Here is a 517-nt window from a genome sequence, read left to right as displayed (position 1 = left end):
CTTTGCAATTACAGCCAAAGCGTTTTGAAGTTGCTCGCTCATTAGATTTCCTTTTATAAAAATAACGCACCCGAAGGTGCGTCTTTCTTGAACAGTTCCGACTTCAGCTAATCAACAGCAAGCAGCGGCTGATGGGCGCGAACGGAATGTCGTCATCGAACGAGTCGTAATCCGGAGCTGGCTGCGGTGCCGGCTGCGGTGCCGATTGTTGCGGTCGCTGTGGCGGGCGCTGCGTGGCGTGGCTCGCTGATCGTTGCTGACTCTGAGCTTGTTGCTGCCCATCGTCTTGACGATTTCGGTTACCACCAAGCAATTGCATTTCTCCGTTGATGTCCACAACCACTTCCGTGGTGTAGCGATCCTGGCCGTCTTGCGCTTGCCACTTACGAGTTCTCATCGATCCTTCAACGTAGATCTGAGAGCCTTTTTTTACGTATTCCGCTGCGACTTCAGCAAGTCGACCGAAAAACACCACTCGGTGCCATTCGGTGCGCTCCTGCTGTTGCCCAGTTTGCTT

General features: G+C 53.2%; 1 protein-coding gene. It reads right to left on the bottom strand.

From position 1 onward, the window contains the following. Nucleotides 1-103: 103 nt before the first annotated feature. A partial coding sequence (gene ssb / locus FAS41_RS30700) for a single-stranded DNA-binding protein (protein WP_138527029.1) occupies nucleotides 104-517 on the bottom strand: 414 nt, incomplete at its 5' end.

Source organism: Pseudomonas nicosulfuronedens, assembly GCF_005877905.1.
Taxonomy (GTDB): domain Bacteria; phylum Pseudomonadota; class Gammaproteobacteria; order Pseudomonadales; family Pseudomonadaceae; genus Pseudomonas; species Pseudomonas nicosulfuronedens.
The sequence above is the reverse complement of the archived record's forward strand: the minus strand, read 5'-3'. Positions and strand labels throughout refer to the sequence as shown.